Annotated in this window: 11 protein-coding genes; 10 read left to right on the top strand and 1 reads right to left on the bottom strand. The window is 70.3% G+C overall.

Features of this window, described 5'->3' with window-relative positions; translation table 11 throughout:
- The first annotated feature begins 66 nt into the window (after positions 1-66).
- From ACZ4U4_RS14560 to ACZ4U4_RS14525, 8 genes are all read left to right on the top strand, one after another.
- The gene (locus ACZ4U4_RS14560; protein WP_467873263.1) at positions 67-1491 is read left to right on the top strand and encodes a helix-turn-helix domain-containing protein; all 1425 of its coding nucleotides are present in this window, start codon (positions 67-69) and stop codon (positions 1489-1491) included.
- A 98-nt stretch (positions 1492-1589) separates the two neighbouring features.
- Positions 1590-1754: a lysine biosynthesis protein LysW gene (locus ACZ4U4_RS14555; protein ID WP_073720752.1), complete on the top strand. Its 165-nt coding sequence runs from the start codon at positions 1590-1592 to the stop codon at positions 1752-1754.
- Complete coding sequence (locus tag ACZ4U4_RS14550; RefSeq protein ID WP_467873260.1) at positions 1751-2617, top strand: RimK family alpha-L-glutamate ligase; 867 nt, start codon at positions 1751-1753, stop codon at positions 2615-2617. Before ACZ4U4_RS14555 ends, ACZ4U4_RS14550 begins: the two co-directional genes overlap by 4 nt.
- Complete coding sequence (gene argC, locus ACZ4U4_RS14545) at positions 2605-3636, top strand: N-acetyl-gamma-glutamyl-phosphate reductase (protein WP_467873258.1); 1032 nt, start codon at positions 2605-2607, stop codon at positions 3634-3636. Before ACZ4U4_RS14550 ends, argC begins: the two co-directional genes overlap by 13 nt.
- A gap of 19 nt (positions 3637-3655) precedes the next feature.
- On the top strand, positions 3656-4477 hold the full coding sequence (locus tag ACZ4U4_RS14540; protein ID WP_467873255.1) for a [LysW]-aminoadipate kinase: 822 nt from the start codon (positions 3656-3658) through the stop codon (positions 4475-4477).
- Complete coding sequence (locus tag ACZ4U4_RS14535) at positions 4474-5538, top strand: M20/M25/M40 family metallo-hydrolase (protein ID WP_467873252.1); 1065 nt, start codon at positions 4474-4476, stop codon at positions 5536-5538. The genes ACZ4U4_RS14540 and ACZ4U4_RS14535 overlap by 4 nt, the downstream gene beginning before the upstream one ends.
- Entirely contained in the window at positions 5535-6344 is an 810-nt protein-coding gene (locus ACZ4U4_RS14530) for a transketolase (protein ID WP_467873249.1), read from the top strand. The genes ACZ4U4_RS14535 and ACZ4U4_RS14530 overlap by 4 nt, the downstream gene beginning before the upstream one ends.
- Before the next feature lie 11 nt (positions 6345-6355).
- Complete coding sequence (locus ACZ4U4_RS14525) at positions 6356-7321, top strand: transketolase family protein (protein WP_467873247.1); 966 nt, start codon at positions 6356-6358, stop codon at positions 7319-7321.
- 97 nt (positions 7322-7418) lie between these two features.
- Here ACZ4U4_RS14525 and ACZ4U4_RS14520 read toward each other — a convergent pair whose 3' ends face one another.
- The gene (locus ACZ4U4_RS14520) at positions 7419-8810 is read right to left on the bottom strand and encodes a DegT/DnrJ/EryC1/StrS family aminotransferase (protein ID WP_467873244.1); all 1392 of its coding nucleotides are present in this window, start codon (positions 8808-8810) and stop codon (positions 7419-7421) included.
- A 209-nt stretch (positions 8811-9019) separates the two neighbouring features.
- On the opposite strand from ACZ4U4_RS14520, the gene ACZ4U4_RS14515 reads away from it, so the two are divergent.
- Positions 9020-10801 carry a condensation domain-containing protein gene (locus ACZ4U4_RS14515; RefSeq protein ID WP_467873242.1) on the top strand — a complete coding sequence of 594 codons (1782 nt, stop codon included), beginning with the start codon at positions 9020-9022 and terminating at the stop codon, positions 10799-10801.
- 17 nt (positions 10802-10818) lie between these two features.
- Positions 10819-18759 (top strand): amino acid adenylation domain-containing protein, encoded by a 7941-nt coding sequence (locus ACZ4U4_RS14510; RefSeq protein WP_467873239.1) that lies wholly within the window; start codon positions 10819-10821, stop codon positions 18757-18759.
- Positions 18760-18774: the final 15 nt, after the last annotated feature.

Here is an 18774-nt window from a genome sequence, read left to right as displayed (position 1 = left end):
GTGAGCAATAAACTACGGAAAGCTGTCCGGGAAATCGGTGACCGGGAAAGAGAAGCACTCGGACACATGGCGCGCGGGGACACCCGCGGGGAGATCGACCGGCGCATGAGCGTCAGTCCGCATACCGTCGGAAAAAACGCGGCAACCGGGCTTTCGATACGCGAACGCGCAGTGGGCGGCCCGCGGCAGCGGCCGGTGCCGACACCGTCGGACGTGCCCCGCGAAACGGTTTCCTTCGCCGAACTGCTGAAGAGACATCGGGGCCGGTCCGGGCTGACCCAGCAACAACTGGCAGACTTCGCGACGTTGAGCGTCCGAGCGATCCGGGACCTGGAGAGCGGACGGGTTCGACGGCCCCGGCGGGAGAGTGTGGGGCTGCTCGCCGACGCGTTGCGGCTGGGCGATCCCGAGCGCCTGCAACTGCACGCCGCCGGTGGAAGCCCGGCGGACCTGCGGACCGCACTGCTCGAACTGCCCTCGCCGTCCGCTCCGCCCGTCCTGCCCGCTCCGCCCGGCACGCTGGTGGGCCGGGAAGCGGAGCTACAGGTTCTGCTCGATCAGGTGACCGTGTACGGCCACCGCCTGGTGAGCGTGGTCGGCATCAGCGGCATCGGAAAAACGCATCTGGTGCTTGAGGCGGCCCAAGTGCTGCGTGCCAAGGGGTGGCGGGTCGGGTGGCACACGTCGGCCGGGGCCCCCTCTTGCTGCGGTGCGATTCCTGCGGCCGGCTCCGGTTCCGGCGGGCCGCCGCCGGGTGCCGCTGACCTGACGGACGACCTCGTCGGGGCGATCGGTGAGAGGCATGAGCTGTTGGTGATCGATGGCGGCGACGCTTCGGGCCCCGGCAGGGTGGACGTTGGCGAGTTGCTTCGGCGTTGCCCGGGGCTGCGCGTCGTGGTGACCGGACTGACGCCGCGATATCTGCCGGGTGAGCGCGTACTGCCGCTCACCGCGATGGCCGTGCCGGAGGAGGCGCGGGACTATGACTACGCCCGGTTGAGCGAGGTCGAGTCCGTGGCGTTGTTCCTGTCCCACATGCGCCGGTCACGGCCGGGGTTCCGGCTTCGGGAGGACAACGCGCACGCGGTGGTGCGGTTGTGTCGCTGGCTCGACGGTGTGCCCAGGGCACTTGAGTACGCGGCGGGCTGGTGTCTGGTGTATCCGCCTGAGCTCCTGCTGGCCCGAGCCGGTCGGGACTCCTCTCTCCTTTCTTCCCCGGCGGGCTGCGGCTGCCAGGATCTGCTGCGTTCCCTGGCACGCAGCGTCGACACCGTGGCCGAGTGCTATCGCCATGTGCTGGCCGAGGTGGCGGACCGTCCGCACTGGACGGTCGGGGACCTCGATCACCTGGTGCCGGATCCGGCTGCTGCTCTGCACGCGCTGCTGGTCCACGGCCTGGTGCGGCCGGCGGGCGCCCACCTGCCGGAGCGGTTCACGGCGCTGCAACTCGTGCGGCTCCTGTACGCGCGGGACCGAGCTCCGGCGAGGTGACCCGGGCCGGCTGAGACTGCCGCTGATTCTGCCTACCGGGGCCCGCCGCGGCCCATACGTTTACCCGTGTCTTGTGGCGGTCGACGAAAGGATCGGAAATGGTCACCTGCCCGGAATGCGAGAACTCGGTGGTTCCCGCCGGAACTCCGGTGATCGGCGAGATAGTGGAATGCGGTGAATGCGCCAGTGAATTGGAGATCCTCACGCTGGATCCGATACGGGCCGCGCTCGCGCCGGAGATCGAAGAGGACTGGGGCGAGTGAGCGGCGCCGTGCCGTTCGCGGTCCTCGCGTCCCGTGTGCGGGCCAGCGAGAAAAGGATCCTCGAAGCCCTCCGCCGCAGAGGGATCGCCCATCGGTACCTCGACAGCCGTGAGTGGTGGCAGCAACTCGGTGACCGCGGCCCTCAGCCGACCGTGCTGAACAGGGAGATCGGGCTCGCCAGGGCGACGTACGCGGCCAACGCGCTGGAGGCGGCGGGTGCGACGGTGGTCAATTCCGCGCGGGCGACCGAGCTGTGCGGGGACAAGTGGCGCACGTCCGCGGCACTCGTCGAAGCCGGGCTGCCGACACCGCGAACGGCCCTCGGGCTGACCCCGGAAGCCGCGCTGACGGCTCTGGAGAGCATCGGCTATCCGGCTGTGGTGAAGCCGCTGCAAGGTTCGTGGGGCCGGCTGGTCGCCGCGTTGCCGGACCGGCAGACCGCGGAAACCGTGCTGGAGTATGTCGCCGCGTTGCCCGCACCCCAGGCGCGGATCGTCTACCTGCAGGAATGGATAGCCAAACCGGGGCGGGACATCCGGGTGATCGTGGTGGGCGGCGAAGCGCTGGCCGCGACCTACCGGCGCAGTGAGCACTGGCGGACCAACGTGGCGCGGGGTGCGGTGAGTGAACTGTGCCCCCTGACACCGGACATCGCGAAACTCGCGGTCAGGGCCGCGCAGGCCGTGGAGGCCGAGATCGCCGGTGTCGATCTGATCGAGGACGAGACGGGAGAGCTCCTCGTCCTGGAGGTCAACCACGGTGTTGAGTTCTCCGGTCTGCAGCAGGCTCTCGGTGACGCGGTGTCCGTCGCCGACCGGATCGTCGACCATCTCCTGGAGACGGCACGCTCATGCTCCGAGTAGCGATCGTCGGGGCATCCGGCTACATCGGTGGCGAGCTGCTTCGCCTGCTGCACGGTCATCCACGGGTCACCGTCGTGGCCGCCAGCTCGAACCGCCTGGCCGGGCGCCGGGTCGACGGCCCGCACCCCAACCTGCGCGGCCACACCGACCTGTGCTTCGTCGGCCACGACACGTTGGACAGTATCGATGTCGATGTGCTCTTCCTGGCCGCTCCGCATCGGGAAACCATGGGAAGGATGGACGAGTTCCTGAAACTGGCCGGGACCGTCATCGACCTGTCCGGCGATTTCCGCCTACGAGACCCCGAAATCTACGCGTCCTACTACGGGGCCACGCACACCGCACCGCATCTGATCCCCGAATTCACCACCGGACTGCCTGAATGGCATCGCGCCCAACTGGCCACGAGCGACCGGATCTCAGTCCCCGGTTGCATGGCCACCGCCGGCATTCTCGCGGTCCGGCCGCTGGCCGGGGCGGGGTTGATCGAGGGCACGGTCCGGGTGGACGCCAGAACCGGTTCCAGCGGATCGGGCGCTTCCAGCGGCCGCGCCGGCGCCCATGCCGAACGCAGCGGTGCCCTCCGCGTGTTCGCTCCCTCCGGGCATCGGCACGAGGCCGAGATCGCGCAGGCCACGGACCGTACCGTGCGGATGACCGCCACCGGCGTCGAGGCGGTCCGCGGCGTGCAGGTGCTGTGCCACACGAAACTGGCGTCCGGCGTGTCGGAGAGAGACGTCCGGTCCGCGTTCCGCGCGGCGTACGGGAACGAGCCGTTCGTCCGGGTCATCGCGCAGCGGCAGGGCCTGTACCGCCTCCCGGAGCCGAAGATCCTGACCGGATCCAACTTCTGCGACGTCGGGTTCGCGGTGTCCGAGGACGACGGCACCGCGGTCCTGATCGGCGCACTGGACAACCTGGTCAAGGGCGGCGCGGGCGGCGCGGTGCAATGCCTGAACGTCCGCTTCGGCTGGCCGGAGCGGACAGGGCTGGAATTCCCCGGACTGCACCCGAACTGACGTGAGGCTGATAAAGCGAATGCGGGACATACTTGTGGTCAAATGCGGCGGGAACGCCGCTGTGCGGTCGGAGGCGATCTGTGCGGATGTCGCCGCCGTGCATCGCGGCGGCAGGCCGGTGATCCTCGCCCACGGCGGTTCGGCGGACATCGACAGGCTCGCCGAACGCCTCGGAGTGCCTTCCCGTCGGCTCGTCGCCCCGGACGGGGTGTCGACCCGGTACACCGACGAGCAGACTCTCGAAGTGGTGCAGCTGGCGCTGGCCGGCTCCGTCAAACCCCGCCTGCTGGCCGCCCTGCGCGCATGCGGAGTGAGCGCGGTCGGGCTGACCGGCTTGGACGCCGGACTCCTCGTGGCTGCTCGCAAGTCGGCGCACCGGGCAGTCGTCGACGGACGCCGGGTCGTGGTCAGGGACGACCACAGTGGACGGATCACCGCGGTCAACGGCGACCTGGTGTCCACGCTGCTCGCGTCGGGGCTGCTGCCTGTGGTGTCGCCGCCTGCCGTGGCCGAGGACGGCCGGGTGGTCAACACGGACGCGGACCGCGCCGCTGCGGCCGTCGCGGGCGCCGTCCGGGCGAGCACCCTTGTGCTGCTCACCGGGACGAACGGGGTGCTGGCCGACCGGCACGACGAACGGTCGGTGCTCCCCGTCTGCCGGGTTCCCCGCCGCGGGACACCTCCGGTCGTCACCGGAGGTATGGGGATCAAGCTGATCGCGGCCCGGGAGGCGCTGCTGTCCGGTGTGCAGCGCGTCCTGATCGCGGACGGCCGTCGACCGCATCCGGTCCAGGAGGCCCTGGCGGGCTCGTGCACCGAAGTGCTGCTGGAGGAAGAGTGACGATTTTTTCGGACACGGCCGCGGTCGAACTGCTCCACGGCATGCTGAAGATTCCCTCACCGTCCTTCGCCGAGTCGGAGCTGGCCGCTCACGTGGTGGATGCCATGCGCGGAGCCGGTCTCGCCGCGTGGATCGACGAGGCGGGAAACGCGGTCGGGGAGATCCGGCATGGCCCGGGGCCGACGGTGATGCTGCTCGGGCACATGGACACCGTGCCGGGGGACATCCCGGTGCGCGTGGACGGCGATCGCCTGTACGGCAGGGGTTCGGTCGACGCCAAGGGGCCGCTCGCCACGATGATCTGCGCGGCCGCCGCCAGCACCGGGTTCCGCGGCCGGGTCGTGGTCGTGGGCGCGGTGGAGGAGGAGACCACGATGTCCCGGGGCGCGGTGGAGATCCGCCGTACGCACGAGCCGCCGGACGCGCTGATCATCGGCGAGCCCAGTGGCTGCGACACGGTCGTCCTGGGATACAAGGGAAAGATCGACCTCCGCTACCACGTGCGGTGCGAGGCGACCCATCCCAGCAACGCCGTGCCCAAGGCGTCCGAACTGGCGGCTCGGGCGTGGACGGAGCTGCTGGACCTGCTCGGCCCGGAGGCGAGCCACGCCCGGTTCGACACTCCTGGCCCGACCTTGACGTCGATCAACGGTGGACTGACGTCCGCCACCGCGGAGTTCAGTATCCGGACTCCCCCGGGTTTCGACAGCGAGGGCCTGGTGGCCGTGTTGTCCGAGCGACTGGCCCCGGGCACGCTCCAGGTCGTCAACACGGTGCGCGCCTGCCGCACCGGCCGCAACGACCCGGCGGTGCGGGCGCTGTCGGTCGCGATCCGCGCGCAGGGCGGCAGCCCGAGGGCGAAGGTGAAGACCGGTACCTCCGACATGAACACACTGGCGGAGAAGTGGACGGTGCCGATGGCCACCTACGGGCCGGGGGACAGCAGTCTGGATCATTCCGACCGGGAACACATCAAACTTTCCGATTACCTGTTCGGCATCGGGGTGCTGACCCGTGCCCTGGCCGAACTGGATGAGCATTTCACCGGAGAGAACCGATGAGTGACGATCACGCGCGCACGGCACGGGAACTCATTGTGCAGATGTGCGCCAACCCGGAGGGCGGCCACCTCGGCGGATCGATGTCCATGGTCGAGATCCTGGTGACGCTCTACCGCCACGTGCTGAGGATCGACCCGCGGAGGCCGCAGGCGCCGGACCGGGACATCCTGCTGCTGAGCAAGGGACACGGCGCGATCGGACTGTACGCGGTCCTGGCGGAGCGGGGCTTCTTCCCCGCGGAACTGCTGGCGAGCTACGGCGCTCCGGACAGCATGTTCACCGCACACCCGAATCCGGCCGTCCCCGGGGTCGAGATGCCGACCGGGTCACTCGGGCACGGACTGCCGCTCGGTGTCGGCTTCGCGCTCGCCGCACGGTTGGACGGGAGCGACCGGCGTTGCTTTGTCGTGCTCGGCGACGGCGAACTGCAGGAGGGCTCGGTCTGGGAGGCCGCGATGGCGGCCGGCGCCCAGGGGCTGGACCGGCTGGTGGCGATCGTGGACCGCAACGGACTGCAGATCAGCGGTGACACGGAAGAGACCCTGGGCCTTGAGCCACTCGGGGACCGTTGGCGCAGTTTCGGGTGGACGGTACTCGAGGTCGACGGGCACGAGCCGGACCAGTTGCGGACGGCCCTGTCGCGTATCCCGCACATCCCGGGCAGACCGACCGTGCTGCTGGCCCGCACGGTCAAGGGCAAAGGACTGCCCTATGTCGAGGGCCAGGCCCGCAGCCACTACGTCCGGCTGACCGAGCGCGGGCACCGGCGTGCCCGTGCCGCGGTGATGCGCGGCGAACGGCCCTGAACGGAGACGACATGTCCGTTGTGACAACCGAACCCACCGCGTCCGACGAGGCCCGCGCGGCCCGGGAGGTGTACCGGGACGTACTGGTCGATCTGCTCGGCGAGGACGAACGCCATGTGTGCCTGGACAGCGACACCGGCCTGTTCTCCGCCACCTCATGGGGCGAGAGCGCGCGGCGGTATCTCAACCTCGGTATCGCGGAACAGAACCTGATGGGTGTGGCGGCGGGACTGGCCAGGTCCGGCCGGATCCCCTTCGTCAACACCATGGCGACCTTCGCCGCCACCCGGGCGCTGGAAGCGGTGAAGCTCGACATCGCCTGGAACAACCTGCCGGTACGGATCGTCGCCACCCACGGGGGGCTCTCCGCCGGCCACCTCGGCTCCACCCACCATGCGCTGGAAGACCTCGCCGTCATGCGGATGCTGCCGAACATGACGGTGCTGGTGCCCGCGGACGGCCCCGCCACCGAGACCCTGGTCCGGGCCGGCGCCGAGCTGCCGGGACCGGTGTACCTGCGCCTCGGGCGCGGCGCGACGCCGAGCCTTGCGCCGGGGGCGGATCCGGTGCGGATCGGGGTCGCGCAGTCCTTGCGCCGGGGATCCGACGTGACGCTGATCGCCACCGGACCGCATCCCGTGCTCACCGCGGTCGAGACCGCCGACGAACTGGCCCGCGACGGGATCGACGTGGCCGTGCTCAACATGCACACGGTCAAACCGCTCGACCAGGAGGCGATCGTCGCGGCCGCCACCCGCACGCGCGGCATCGTCACCGTCGAAGAACACTGGGCGGCCGGGGGCCTCGGTTCCGCAGTGGCCGAGGTCGTGGCCGACCTGGGTGTCGCCTGTCCGGTACGGCGGGTGGCGGTCGCCGACCGGTTCGCCGCCGGTACCGGGGGACACCGGCACCTCCTGGCGCGCAACGGGATCTCCGGAGCGACGGTGACCGAGCATGTGCGCCGGCTGCTGGCTTGAGCCCCCGGCGTCGAAGTGACCCCGGCGGCCCGGACCGGCCCTCGACCCACTCCACCCCGTGATCCCCGATCGGATCACGGGATGGAGTGGGTCGAGGTCATCGGGCGTGGAACGCTCCGGCCCATTCGGTGTCCGCGATCTCCGCGGCGCGTTCCCAGTGCGGTGTGTAGTCCGTCGTCGCGGCGATGGCGGACAGCGCCTCGCGGTGGTGCCAGACCTTCTCGAACGCGTCGGCGTACCGGTCGAGCAACGGTCCCGAATCCGGGTGCAGGTGCGCCTTCTGGATCGTGAAGGAGTCGTCGAGGACCCGCAGGGTGGCCGGGAAGTCCTCAGGACGGTAAGGGCGGTCCACGACGCCGGGCAACGCCCACGGGTAGGCACCGAACCCGCGGCGGCCGGTGAAGACCCGCTGCGCGGGCAACGGCTGCAGCTGGTAGGGCACGGCGGGCACCCCTTCGGCACGCAGGGCCCGCTGCACGACGGAGCGCAGCGGGCCCGCGAACTCGTCGGCCAGCCCGAAGGCGGCGGGACTCACCCGGATGCGCAGGATGTGCCAGGCATGGGTGCGGTCCTGTGGGACCTCGGGCACCTGGAAGCCGGGATACGCGGCCAGCCGTCCCAGCAGCCGGCCGACGTTCTCCTCGCGGACGGCCATTTCGGCGGGGAGTTGAGCGAGACGGCTACGGGTGAAGGCCGCCTGTATCGCGTTCGGTTTGCAGTTCCAGCCCAGCAGATGCGCCACGTAGCTGCGCTCGCCGCCTGCCGGAATGAGTTCACCGAACTGCCGCAGCATGGTCGCCCTCGTCGCCACGTCCGCGTCATCGGTGGTGATCAGGCCGCCCTCACCGCAGGTGGCGAGGTTCTTGCTGACGTTGAGGCTGAAGGTGTTCACCGCGCCGATCGAGCCCACGGGCCGGTCCCGGTACCGGGCGCCGTGCGCCTGCGCGGCGTCCTCGATCACGGTGACCCCGTGCCGGGCGGCGATTTCGGTGATCCGGTCCAGATCGGCGGGCAGACCGTGCAGATGGACCACGACGATCGCCTTGGTCCGGCTGGTGATCGCGGCCTCCAGCGCCGCGGGGTCCAGATTGAACGTGACGGGGTCGATGTCCACGAACACCGGTACGGCCAGGAGATGGAGCGGAGCGGTGGCGCTGCCGATGAAGCTCAGGGCGGGCACGATGACCTCGTCGCCAGGCTCCACCCCCGCGGCGCTCAGCGCGACCGACAGCGCGGCGGTTCCGTTGCTCACCGCCACACAGCGCTCCGTGCCGACGTACTGCGCCCACTCCCGCTCCAGGCCCGCGATCTCCTGCTCCCCCGACGAGGCGGAGGTGAACCGGCCGGACCTCAGTACCCGATGGACCGCCCGCTCGTCCTGATCGGTCACCATCGGCCAGGGCTTGATCCCGAGTTCCCTGGGGACGGCCCGGCCACCGCCGAACATCGCAAGGTCGACCGCCGGCTGGGCCGGTTGCTGGATTGTCACCGCTGAACCTCTTCTCCATGTGATTCCGTCCGAACATCGCGCATGTCATCGTCGGCGTGCGCCGTCGCGGCCGGCGGCAATCACACCGGCAATTCGCCTGCGTTCCTTCGCGGTGCTCCCACGAATTGCCGCTCCGACTGCCGCCGGTGGCGAGCGCCGCTCGCTAACTTCGTTCCTGATTCCAGACCGGCCCCGGAATGAGGGAATACGTGACCAGCCCTTCCGAAGAAGCGAATTCGAGTGTGGCCGGGAGAACTCCGGTCACCCGTCACCAGCGCGTCCTTTGCCAGCTGGTCGCCGACGTCCTCGGGGTGAGCGACGTCGGGATCGACGACGGGTTCGTGGCGCTCGGCGGAGACAGCATCATCGCCATGCAACTCGTCAGCCGGGCACGGAAAGCCGGTCTGCGGATCACCGTCGGCGATGTGCTGACGCGGCGGGACATGGCAGCACTGGCGCAGACGGCCACCACGCCGGCCCAGGAGCCGGCGCCCGTCGCGGACAGCGGGGTGGGACCGGTCGCCATCACTCCGATCATGCACTGGTTCCGGGAACGCGGTGGCGTGGTCGACACCTACAACCAGTTCGCGGTCCTGCGCACGCCTTCCGGGCTGACGGAACCCCGTCTGATGTCGATGGTGCAGGCTCTGCTCGACCACCACGACATCCTGCGCCTGCGGCTGTCCGTGCTGGGCGACGAGGCGGACTGGGCGCTGGAGACCCGGCCGGTGGGCGCGGTCGACGCGGCCTCGGCCGTCCGGCGGACAGATGTGGCGGGGCGCCCCGAGGAGGAGTGGGCCGCGCTGGTGCGACAGGAGTCGGACGCGGCGCGCGACAGGCTGCGCCCCCAGGAGGGCAACGTCCTCCAGGCCGTGTGGTTCGATGCCGGACCGGATCGCCAGGGCCTGCTCGCCCTGGTCGTCCATCATCTGGCCATCGACTCGATTTCCTGGCGCATCCTGGCCGCCGATCTCGCGACGGCCTGGCAGGCCGTCGAGAAGGGTGCCGCCCTCACTCTCGATCCGGTGCCGGCCTCGTTCCGCCGCTGGGCCGACGTACTCGGCGAGCAGGCGCACGCGCAGGCCACTGTCGCGGAACTCCCCGGCTGGCTCGAACGGCTGCGGCCCGGCGCCGCCCGGTTCGGCGACCGGGCGAGGGTGCCCGGTCAGGACGTGGAGAGCCGGGACCGGAGTTTCACCGAGTCCCTGCCGGCCGAGTTCACGGAGGCGTTGCTGACCACGGTGCCGTCGCTGTTCCACGCCGGTATCAACGACGTACTCCTCGCCGGTCTCGCGCAGGCGATGGGCGACTGGCACCGCGGACGCGGCACGGCGGGCGACGGCACCGCACTGCTGCACCTGGAAGGCCACGGCAGGGAAGAGGCACTCGCGGAGATGGATCTCTCCCGGACCGTCGGCTGGTTCACCAGCCTCTTCCCGATCAGGCTCGACCTGGGCGAACCGGACCGGACGGATGCGCACGCCGCCGGGGAGGCGATGGGGAACGCGGTGAAGCGGGTCAAGGAGCAGGTGCGCGGCATCCCCCACAAGGGAGCCCGGTACAGCCTCCTTCGCTATCTGAACCCGCAAACGGGTGCGCTGCTGGAGAAGGCGGCCCAGCCGGAGTTCGTCTTCAACTACCTGGGTCGTTTCGAGGTCTCGGACGACGACTGGTCGGTCGTACCGGAGTACGGGACCGGCTTGGACGACACGGGATCAGGCATGCCCATGGCCCACAGCATCGAGGTCAACGTGGCCACGGTGGACCGGGCGGACGGCCCGGTGCTACGGGCCACCTGGACCTGGGCCGACAGCGTCGTGTCCGAGGCGGACACCCGCGAGCTGGCGGAATCGTGGTTCCGGATGCTCCGGACCCTGGTCGCGCACGCCCGCGAACCCGGAGCGGGCGGACTCACCCCGTCCGACCTGACCCTGAGCTCGCTCAGCCAGCACGAACTCGAAGAGATCGAATCCGACCTGCGGGCCCTCTGAGGAAGTTGACACTGAAGATGAACCCATCGGTAGTCGAGGACATCCTTCCCCTGTCGCCCTTGCAGGAAGGTCTCCTCTTTCACGCGCTGTTCGACCGGGAAAAGCACAGCCCATACCTCGCGCAATTCGCGGTGGACCTCGACGGGACGGTGGATTCCGCGCTTCTGAGGGCGGCCGCGGACACCGTGATACGGCGCCACGCCACATTGCGGTCCGGATTCCGGTACCGAAAGACAGGCGAACCGATACGGGTGGTCCGCCGCGATGTCCCGCTGGACTGGCGGGAGATGGAGATCGGTCAGGAAGGCGCACCGGAGCGGATCGCCGAACTGACCGAGCAGGACTGGGCCCGGGGCATCGACGTCGGCGGATCGTCGTTGATCCGGTTCACTCTCGTCCGGCACACCGCCCGCCGCCACCGGCTGCTGGTGACCGCCCACCACCTCCTGCTGGACGGGTGGTCCTTCGCCCTGCTGTTCCAGGAGCTGTTCGCGGTGTATTCCCAGGCGGGCGGTACCGCCGGCCTGCCGTCGGTGCGTCCGTACCGGGACTACCTGGCATGGCTGGCGGAACAGGACCGGGCAGGCGCGGAGCGGCACTGGGCGGCGGCCCTGGAGGGCGTCACCGAGCCCACGTGCGTCGCGCCCGCCGATTCCCGGAGCGGCCCGCCGCCGGAGGAGGTGGCAGTGCTGCTGCCGTCGGAGACGACGGCGCTGCTGACCGCGCACGCCCGCCGGAACCACGTCATGCTCAACACGGTGTGCCAAGGGGTCTGGGCCCTCCTGGTCGGTTCGCTCACCGGACGTGACGATGTGGTGTTCGGCTCGACGGTCAGCGGCCGTCCGGCAGAGCTGACCGGCGCGGACTCGATGATCGGGATGTTCATCAACACGGTTCCGGTACGGGCGCGGCTGGACCGGGCGGCCTCGGCGAGCGCGCTGTTCGACCAGATCCAGGCGGGGCGCGCCGCATCGCTCGACCACGACCACCTCGGCCTGACGGAGATCCAGGCCCTGACCGGGTCCCCGACCGCGCTCTTCGACACCAACGTGGTCTTCGACAACTTCCCGATGCACGACTACAAGGTCGACTCGCCCGACGGTGAACTGGAGGTGGGCGTCACCTTCCGTGACAGCGCGCACTATCCGCTGACCCTCGCCGTCGAACCGGGCGAGCGGCTCGCGCTGCGCCTGCACTACCGCCCGGACCTGTTCACCGCCGACCGGGCGGCCGAGATCGCCGACCGGCTTGTGCTGCTGTTCGAGCAGGTGGCCCAGGATCCGGACCGGCCGCTCTCCGCGCTGACCATGCTGTCGCCCGAGCAGCACGACCGGGTCGTACGGCAGTGGAACGACACCGCGGTCGAGCTGCCCGAGGTGACGCTTGCCGACCTGTGGTCGGAGCAGGTCCGACGCACGCCGGACGCGACGGCCCTGGTGGCGTCCGACGAGCAACTGAGCTACGCCGAGCTGGACGAACGAGTGGATCGGCTGGCGGCGCAGCTCGCCCACCGAGGCGCGGGCCCGGACCGGGTCGTGGCCGTGGCGCTGCCCCGTTCGGTGGAACTGGTGGTCGCGATCCTCGCCACCGTCAAATCGGGCGCGGCCTACCTTCCGGTGGATCTGGACCACCCCGCCGGGCGGATCGCCGCGATGGTCGCGGATGCCGGGCCGATCCTCGTACTGACCGACTCGAAGAGCGCCGGCGCCCTCCCCGGCTCCCCACCGAAGCTGCTGCTCGACGAGCCGATCGCGCAGGTCCCCGCCCGGCCGGTGCGACCGAGCCCGGCGCACCCCGCCTATGTCATCTTCACCTCCGGATCCACCGGGCGGCCCAAGGGGGTCGTGGTCCCGCACGCGGCCATCGTCAACCGTCTGCTGTGGATGCAGGCCCAGTACCGGCTCACCGACGCCGATCGGGTGCTGCAGAAGACCCCGGCCGGTTTCGACGTATCGGTGTGGGAGTTCTTCTGGCCGCTGATCTCCGGGGCGAGCCTGGTGGTGGCGAAGCCCGGCGGACACCGTGACCCCGCCTATCTGGCCGAGCTGATCCAGCGTGAATCGGTGACCGTCACACATTTTGTGCCCTCGATGTTGCAAGCGTTCCTCCGGGAGCCCGGCGCGGCCGGCTGCACGAGCCTGCGCCACATCATCTCCAGCGGTGAGGCTCTGTCCGCGGAAACACCACGTGAACTGTTCAGCACGCTCGGCTCCACCGAACTGCACAACCTCTACGGACCGACCGAAGCCGCCGTCGACGCGACCTACTGGCAGTGCCGCCGTGGCGATGAGGGAAGTTCGGTGCCGATCGGCCGGCCGCTGGCCAATGTGGCGGCGTATGTGCTGGACGGCGGGCTGCGGCCGGTGCCGCCGGGGGTGGTGGGCGAGCTGTACCTGGGCGGGATCCAGCTCGCCAGGGGATACACCGGGCGCCCCGCGTTGACCGCCGAGAGGTTCGTGGCCTGCCCGTTCTCGGCGGGGGAGCGCATGTACCGGACTGGTGACCTGGCCCGGTGGACCGCCGACGGGGAGCTGGAGTACGTCGGCCGCGCGGACGCCCAGGTGAAGATCCGGGGCTTCCGCGTGGAGCCCGGCGAGGTCGAGGCGGTGCTGGCCGGCCACCCCGAGGTGATGCAAGCCGCGGTCGTCCTCCGGGAGGACCGGCCGGGTGACCAGCGCCTGGTCGCGTATGTCGTGGCCCGGTCCGCCGGCCTCACGGGCCGGGAACTTCGCCGGTTCGCGTCGGACAGCCTGCCCGACTACATGGTCCCCGCCGCGGTGGTCGAGCTCGAGACCATGCCGACGACGGTGAACGGGAAGCTCGACCGGGCCGCGCTGCCGGAGCCGGACCGGGCCGCGCACGCCGTGCGGGAGCCGCGGAGTCCGCGTGAGGAGATCCTGTGCGAACTCTTCGCCGAAGTGCTCGGGGTGCCCCGCGTGGGGATCGACGATCACTTCTTCGACCTGGGAGGGCACTCCCTGCTGGCGCTCCGGCTGCTCTCCCGGATCCGGTCGGTCCTGGGGGAGGGGTTCGAGATCCGGGACCTGTTCGCCGAACCCACGGTGGCCGGACTGGCCCGGCTGACCGGAGCCGCGCGCCCCGCGCTGACCGCCCGGGCAGGAGCGGAGCCCGTACCGCTGTCGTTCGCCCAGCGACGTCTGTGGTTCCTGAACCGGATGGAGCGCGACGAAGGAACGTACAACGTGCCCGTCGCGGTCCGTCTCACCGGGGCGGTGGACAGGGACGCTCTGGCACAGGCCTTCGCCGACGTGGCGGAACGGCACGAAAGCCTGCGCACGATCTTCCCCGAGGAAAGTGGTGAGCCGCACCCGGTCATTCTGGACTCGGTTCCCGGGATCGAGGTCGTCGAGGTGGCACCGGCAGACCTCGCCGACGCCACGGCGGAGCGGGTCCGCCACCGGTTCGACCTCACCGCACACGCACCCGTCCGGGCCACGCTGTTCGTGCTCGGCCCGGAGCAGCACGTCCTGCTGCTGGTCATTCAGCACATCGCGGCCGACGGATGGTCCCTGCGTCCGCTGCTGAGGGACCTCGGCCTGGCGTACACCGCCCGATGCGACGGGAGCGCACCGGACTGGCCGGCGCAGCCCGTGGGCTACGCCGACTACACACTGTGGCAGCGAGAGCTGCTCGGCAACGCCGAGGACGCGGACAGCCTGATGTCACGTCAGTTGAGCTACTGGCAGCAGCAGTTGGCCGCACTGCCGGCGGAACTGACGTTGCCGGTGGACCGGCCGCGCCCCGCGGTGGCGGCGCAGTCCGGCGGGACCGTGGCCGTCCACTGGGAGCCGGAGCTGCACCGCAGGCTGCTCGAACTTGCCAGGTCCGCCGGCTGCACGCTGTTCATGGTGCTGCAGGCGGGTTTCGCGGCACTGCTGACCCGTATGGGCGCGGGCACCGACATCCCCTTCGGCACCCCGGTGGCGGGCCGGTCGGACAGCGCGCTCGACGACCTGGTCGGGTTCTTCGTCAACACCCTGGTGCTGCGCACCGACACCGCAGGCGATCCCGGGTTCGCGGAACTGCTGCGACGGGTCCGGGACACCGACCTGGAGGCGTTCGGACACCAGGACGTCCCCTTCGAGCGTCTCGTCGAGGTCCTGCAGCCCGAGCGGTCGCTGTCCCGGAACCCCCTGTTCCAAGTCATGCTCCAGGTGCAGCACGCCGAGACCACCACCCCGGCCTTCGCCGGACTGGAGAGCGAACGAGCCCCGGTGACCTGGGACGTCGCCAAGTTCGACCTCAGTCTTGAACTGGTGGACGAGCGCGACGCCGCGGGAGCACCGGCCGGGCTGACCGGCTACCTCGAGTATGCCGAGGAACTGTTCGACCGGACCACCGCCGAACAGCTCGTGACGCGCCTGCGACGGCTGCTGGAACAGGTGCTCGCCGCCCCGGAACGACCGATCAGCGCTGTCGACGTGCTCTCGGACGAGGAACGGCGGCGCTTCCTCGCCGCACGTCCCGTGCCCGCGCTCGCGCAGCGACCTGTGTTCCTGCCCGACGCGTTCCGGGAGCAGGTCGCCCGCACACCGGACGCGACGGCGCTGGTCTTCGAGGACACCGCGCTGACCTACGCCGAGCTCGACGCACGCGCCACCCGGCTCGCCCGCCACCTCGTGAACCGGGGCGCGGGCCCGGACCGGGTGGTGGCGGTGGCCTTGCCCAGGTCCATGGGCCTGGTGGTCGCGCTCCTGGCGGTACTGAAGGCGGGCGCCGCGTTCCTCTTCGTCGACCTGGCGTACCCGGCCCGGCGGATCGCCCACCTGCTGGAGGACTCCGCCGCCGCCCTGGTCGTCACCGACAGCGAATCCGCCGAGTCGCTGCCCGCACGCGAACCGGTGCTCATCGACGGTCCCGCGCTCGACGGCGAATCATCGGAAGAACTCGACATCGCGATCACCCCGGAGCACCCGGCGTACGTCGTGTACACCTCGGGGTCGACCGGCCTGCCCAAGGGCGTGATGGTGACCCACGGCGGGCTGGCCAATCTGCTCGCCTTCTACCGTGAGGAGGTCATCGCCACCGCCGAGCGGACCCGAGGTGCGCAGCGCTGCCGGATGGCGCTGACCGCCTCCCTCTCCTTCGACACCTCGGTCGTCGGTCTGCTGTGGCAGGCCGTCGGTCACGAACTCCACCTGATCGGCGACGACACCCGCCGCGACCCCGCCGCCATGGCCCGGTACATGGACCGGTGCGGCATCGACGCTCTCGACGTGATGCCCAGCTACGCCGAAGAGCTGATCCAGCAGGGCATGCTCGATCCGGCCGGAACGCCGCCGGCGGTGCTGATGACCGGTGCGGAAACGGTGGGCGAGAAGCTGTGGACGCGGATCCGGGAAACCGAGGGGATCACCGTCTACAACATCTACGGACAGACCGAGACCACGGTGGACTCCCTCTTCTGGACGTCGGACGACAGCGACCGCCCCCTGATCGGCCGTCCGATCGCCGGAGTGGACGTGTTCGTGCTCGACCCGCGGCTGCGTCCCGTCCCGCCGAAGGTGATCGGCGAACTGTACGTCGCGGGCGCCCAGTTGGCGCGCGGTTACGTGAACCGTCCCGGCCTGACCGCGGAGCGGTTCGTGGCGAACCCGTTCCGGCCGGGACAGCGCATGTACCGCACGGGTGACCTGGTCCGGTGGACCGACGACGGCGCGCTGGAATTCCTCGGCCGGGCCGACGACCAGGTGAAGATCCGCGGTTTCCGGGTCGAACTCGGCGAGGTCGAGGCGGCACTGGCCCGCCACGAGGGCGTCGTACACGCGGTGGCGGTCCTGGGCGAGGACCGGCCCGGGGACAACCGTCTCGTCGGATATGTGCTCGCGCGGAACACCGAACTCGACGTGAAACAACTGCGTGAGTTCGTACGGCAGAACCTGCCGGACTACATGGTGCCCGCCGCGATCGTGGTGATCGAGGAACTGCCGTTGACACCGAACGGGAAACTCGACCGCGCCGCGCTGCCGAAACCGGCGTACCCCACCGGCACCCGGCGCGCGCCGCGCGATCTCCGCGAGGAGCTCCTGTGCGGGCTGTTCGCGGAAGTGCTCGGCCGCGACGCGGTGGGGATCGACGACGGCTTCTTCGATCTCGGCGGCCACTCCCTGCTGGCTGTGCGGCTGAGCAGCAGGGTGCGCTCCGTGCTGGGCGTGGAACTCCCTGCCCGTCTGCTGTTCAGTACCCCGACCGTGGCCGGGCTGGCGGCCGGTCTTGACGAAAATCTCCCCGGCAGGCCGGCGCTCCGGCCGGGGAAACGCCCGAACGTGCTGCCGCTGTCCTTCGCCCAGCAGCGGCTGTGGTTCTTGAGCCAGTGGGAGGAAACAGGCACCAGCTACAACCTTCCCGTCGCTCTGCGCCTGTCCGGTCCGCTGGATCGGGGAGTTCTCGAACAGGCGTTGTCCGATGTCACGGACCGGCACGAGAGTCTGCGGACGGTTTTCGTCGACCGTGACGGCCGGCCGGTGCAGTCGGTGCTCGCGCCGGGAGCGGTCCGGCCGGAACTGGTCCACCGAGAGGTGCCCGAGGCCGAGGTCGAGGCGGCGATCCGCGTGGCCGCGGACCATCCGTTCGATCTGGTCACACAGCCTCCCATGGTCGCCCACCTGTTCACGACGGGCCAGGAGGACCACGTCCTGCTGCTGGTGTTCCACCACATCATCTGCGACGGCTGGTCGCTCGGACCGCTCCTGCGCGACCTTTCCACCGCCTACGCCGCCCGCACGCGGCGCGACGCCCCACAGTGGGACGAGCTGCCGGTGCAATACGCCGATTACGCCCTGTGGCAACGGGATCTGCTGGGCAGTGAGGAAGACCAGGACAGCGTGGTGTCCCGTCAGCTGAGCCACTGGCGCGCCCAGTTGGCCGATCTCCCGGCGGAATTGACCTTGCCGACGGACCGCCCCCGGCCCGAGACCGGCGACTACTACGCAGGAGGATCGGCGGACGTCGCGTGGGGGCCCGACCTCCATCGAAGCCTGCTCGCGGTCGCCAAGGAGCACCACTGCACGCTGTTCATGGTGCTCCAAGCCGGATTCGCCGCCCTGCTCAGCAGGCTGGGCGCGGGGACGGACATTCCGATCGGCACCCCGGTGGCCGGCCGGACGGACGACGCGGCCGACGAGGTCGTCGGGTTCTTCGTCAACACGGTGGTCCTGCGGACCGACGTCTCGGCGAACCCGAGCTTCGCGGAGCTGCTCCGTCGCGTCCGGGCCACCGACCTCGCGGCCTACGAGCACCAGGACGTCCCGTTCGAGCGGCTGGTCGAAGAGGTGAATCCACCACGCTCGCCCAGTCGCCACCCGCTCTTCCAAATCATGGTCCAGCTCCAGCACGCGACCGCCGGTCCGGAATTCCCCGGTCTGCGGGCGACCGAATGGCCGGTCCCGTCGACCACCGCGAAATTCGACCTGGTCATCGATGTGGAGGAGCGGCTCGACCAGGACGGAGCGCCGGCCGGGCTGGTCGGGGCCTTGACGTACTCGACCGCACTGTTCGACGCCTCGACGGGCGAGCGGCTCGCTGACGGCCTGCGCAGGTTGCTGACGCAGGTGGCCGAGGACCCGGAACGGCTGGTCGCCGACCTCGACGTACCACCCGTCCAGGACCGGCGGTCCGGAGCCGTCACCGAATCCCCGGCTCCGTCGCGGGGTACGGCGCCGACCACCACCGGCCCGCGTACGGCGAACGAGGAGGTGCTCAGCGAACTGTTCGCCAAGGTGCTCGGCCGGGACTCGGTCGGCATCGACGACAACTTCTTCGCCCTGGGCGGGCATTCGCTGCTGGCGACCCAGCTGATCTCCCGGGTGCGTTCGACCCTGGGGCTGGAGCTGCCGGTCCGCGAATTCTTCCGCGCCCCGACCGTCACCGGGGTCGCCGCATACCTGGTGAAGGCCCGGCCCGCCCGGCCGGCGCTGCGGCCTGCCACCCCCCACTGACCGTGGGGCGTTCAC

Source organism: Streptomyces sp. NPDC029159 (genome assembly GCF_055564055.1).
Note: the sequence above shows the minus strand (reverse complement) of the source record. Positions and strands in the feature narration are given on the sequence as shown.